The organism is Hyphomonas sp. (assembly GCF_046313735.1).
In the GTDB taxonomy this organism is placed as follows: Bacteria; Pseudomonadota; Alphaproteobacteria; order Caulobacterales; family Hyphomonadaceae; genus Hyphomonas.
On sequence record NZ_JBKBXW010000071.1, the window covers coordinates 1 to 3,331 of the forward strand.

The 3,331-nt window shown below is 63.3% G+C and carries 4 protein-coding genes; all 4 read right to left on the bottom strand.

What is annotated here, in order from left to right:
- Window positions 1–743 (bottom strand): TRAP transporter substrate-binding protein (locus ACK4SV_RS16265; protein ID WP_409918891.1); only part of this gene is annotated, 743 nt, incomplete at its 3' end.
- A 105-nt stretch (window positions 744–848) separates the two neighbouring features.
- The gene (locus tag ACK4SV_RS16270) at window positions 849–1,844 is read right to left on the bottom strand and encodes a sugar kinase (protein WP_409918892.1); all 996 of its coding nucleotides are present in this window, start codon (window positions 1,842–1,844) and stop codon (window positions 849–851) included.
- A gap of 30 nt (window positions 1,845–1,874) precedes the next feature.
- The gene (gene kduD, locus ACK4SV_RS16275) at window positions 1,875–2,624 is read right to left on the bottom strand and encodes a 2-dehydro-3-deoxy-D-gluconate 5-dehydrogenase KduD (protein ID WP_409918893.1); all 750 of its coding nucleotides are present in this window, start codon (window positions 2,622–2,624) and stop codon (window positions 1,875–1,877) included.
- Window positions 2,625–2,684: 60 nt separating this feature from the next.
- The gene (locus ACK4SV_RS16280; protein WP_409918894.1) at window positions 2,685–3,326 is read right to left on the bottom strand and encodes an RpiB/LacA/LacB family sugar-phosphate isomerase; all 642 of its coding nucleotides are present in this window, start codon (window positions 3,324–3,326) and stop codon (window positions 2,685–2,687) included.
- Between the last annotated feature and the right edge of the window lie 5 nt (window positions 3,327–3,331).

Below are 3,331 nucleotides of genomic sequence, written 5' to 3' on the forward strand. Positions count from 1 at the left end.
AGGACTTCCGGCGCCATCACATGCCGCGTCAGGCTGTAATAGGGCGCCGCCTCGAAATGCCGGCCGCTTTCATAGGACGGCCAGTTGTTCTCGGCGCCGTCGATGACGCCCTGCACGAGGGACTGGTAGACTTCCGAAATGCTCATCGGGGTCGCATCAGCGCCGAGCGCCCGCACCATCGAGACATAAAGATCCGACCCCGGAACACGTATCTTCAGGCCGCGCATATCTGCCGGCGTGTAGATCGGGCGGCGCGTGTTGTAGAAATTCCGGTCGCCGCTGTCATAGAAGCAGAGGCCGACGAGGCCGTGCGGGGTCAGCGATTGCAGGATCTCGTCGCCGATCGGACCATCCAGCACGCGGCGCAGATGTGCGTCCGAGCGGAACAGGAATGGCAAGGCGGGGATCGTCGTCACAGGCTCGATCGAGTTGAGCGGGGCGAGGTTGACGCGGTTGAGATCGAGCCCGCCGAAGACGGTGATCTCGAGCGTGTCCTGCTCCGAGCCGAGCTGCCCGCCAGCATAGATCTTGACGTCCAGCCGGCCATTCGTCCGCTCACTGAGCAGACGGCCCATTTCCTCGACGGCTGACACGGTCGGGTAGCCGCGCGGATGGGTATCGGAGGACAGAAACGCCCGCCCCGCCTGCGCGCCGCATGCGCTCAGCCCGCCCAGCGCCGCGGCGGAGGCGAGAAGCCCGCGCCGGCTGAGTTTGCATCCGCTGAATGAGGCGGGCGTCCGCATGGCTGTGTCTGTCTCCCCTCGAGACTCCGGGCTTGGCCGGATCATTCTTCTATGGCCATTTTTGGCGTTATGGTAACCGGTGTCAATATTTATTCGCGTGGAATGTCAGCGCTTGACGTCGAGGCTCCCGCCTTCCATCGCGGCTTCGACTTCGGCGAGGCTCGCCCGGTTGAAATCGCCGGGGATCGAATGCTTGAGCGCGCCGGCGGCGACCGCGAAATCGATGGTATATTGCGCCTCCCTGCCCAGCAGCAGGCCGTGCAGCGCTCCGGCCGCAAAGGCGTCCCCGCCGCCAATCCGGTCGACCACGCCGGGCAGCTGGTGTTCGGGCGAGACCCAGCGGCCGGTCCGGGTCACGAGTTCTGCGGCGAGGACCTGATCCTCGACCGAGGATTGCTGGCGCGTGGTGGCGGCGATCGCCTGCAGGCAGGGCCATGTTTCGAAGGCCGCAGCGAAGGCGGATGCGCGGTCATTGAAGGGACGGCCTAGGATCAGCGCAATGTCGCGCTCATTGATGAAGGCATAGGTCGCTCCGGCCATGATCCGGTTCAGAATGGCCGGGCCGTCGCCCTTCCAGACTTCCCAGAGCAGGGCGCGGTAATTGCCGTCAAACGAGACGGGAACGCCTGCTGCCACAGCGGCCTCGACCGCGCGGATGGCTGCGTCTGAGGCGTTCGGGCCGATGGCGGGCGTGACACCCGAGAGATGCAGCAGGTCAGCGCCAGCCAGGATTGTGTTCCAGTCAAGCGTGTCCGGCGCGGCATTCGCAAAGGCGGACCCCGCGCGGTCGTAAGTGATTTTAGAAGGCCGGCGCACAGCGCCTGGCTCGAGGAAGTAAAGCCCCATCCGCCCTAGTGCGCGCTGGACCGCGTCCGCATTGACGCCGTGCCGGCGCAACTCGCCCAGCGCCGCTTCGCCGAGCGGATTGTCGGTGACGATGCTCGCGAGGCTTACCTGATGGTCAAAGCCCGCCAGCGAAACCGCGACATTCGCCTCAGCCCCGCCGACACAGACATCCAGCGACCAGGACTGCAGCAGACGTTCGCTGCCAGGCGCGGTCAGACGCAGCAGCAGCTCTCCAAAACACACCACACGCGCCATGCACCTTCCCTCCCCGCTGCGCCCCGAGCCTTAGCGCGCGAGCCAGCCGCCATCCACGGCAATCACCGTGCCCTGGACATAATCAGACGCGCGGGAGGAAAGGAATACCGCTGCCCCGGCGAGGTCTGCCGGCTCGCCCCAGCGGCCTGCCGGAATGCGGCCGAGGATTTCCGTATTGCGCTTTTCATCGGCGCGCAGGGCGTCGGTATTGTTGGTTACGAAATAGCCCGGCGCAATCGCGTTGACATTGATGCCGTGCTTTGCCCATTCATTGGCAAGCGCGCGCGTGAGGCCCAGCACACCGCTTTTGGAAGAGGTGTAAGACGGCACGCGGACCCCGCCCTGGAAGGACAGCATAGACGCGATATTGATGATCTTGCCGCCCGTGCCGGCATCGATCATCGCGCGGGCGGCTTTCTGGCTGAGAAAGAAGAGGGAGCGCAGGTTGATGTTCATCACGCTGTCCCACTCCTCGACGGTAAAATCGATGGCATCGTTGCGCTTGATGATGCCGGCGTTGTTCACGAGAATATCGACGCCGCCGAGCGCTTCCCGGGTCTCGTCAATAATCGCGTCTACCGGCTCGAGGCTGCCGAGATCGGCCATGATGACATGCGCCTTGCCGCCGGCTTGTCGTACCAGCTCGACCGTCTCATCCGGTGCGGAGCGGCCCACCAGGGCGAGGCTCGCGCCCGCTTCTGCCAGCGCCACCGCAATGCCTTGTCCAAGGCCGGTATTGGCGCCGGTAACGATGGCGGTCTTGCCTTCAAGGCTGAACATGCTGAGGCTCACGGGCTTCCCTCCAGAAGTATGTTTTTTAATCGCACAACGGCGCAGCGATCAGGATGCCAGGACGGTCTTCAGGTAGGCGGACATCGCCTCATCCTGCGAGTTGGCGAAGAAGTATTCCTGGAACTTGTCACCCGAAATGGCGGTCTTCAGAAGGTCCTGATCGATCGTCTTCAGCACGGTGAGCATATCGTGGCAGGACGCTTTCTTCAGCTCACTGAGGATGCCGCGGTTCGTTGCCATGATCGCAGCGCGCTCCTTCGGATAACCGACCCCGCGCTCAACCTCGAACAGCTTGCGGTAGCAGTCCTGGAGGTTGAGCTCGGCGGCCCAGCCGAAACCCTTTGCGTAAGGCATCGAAATGGCGTTGCCATCATTGATCTGGCCGAACAGGAATGCATCGGTCGGGTCAATGACGAGGCCACAGAAAATCCCCGGCATCGCATTGCAGGCGAGGTTCGAGCCCATGCCCGTGCCGCAGCCGGTGACAATGAAATCGGCGGCTTTGGAGTTGATCAGGATGCCGGCGAGGATGCCGATCATCGGATAGGTCAGGTGGGCTTTGTCTTCCGGCGTGTACATACCGTAGTGGAACACTTCGTTGCCGAGCGGCTCGGCGACAGCTTTCAGCGCGTCGTGAACGATGCTGCTCTTTGCAGCCTGGCTGTTTTCAATGATGAGCGCGATTTTCATGCGGA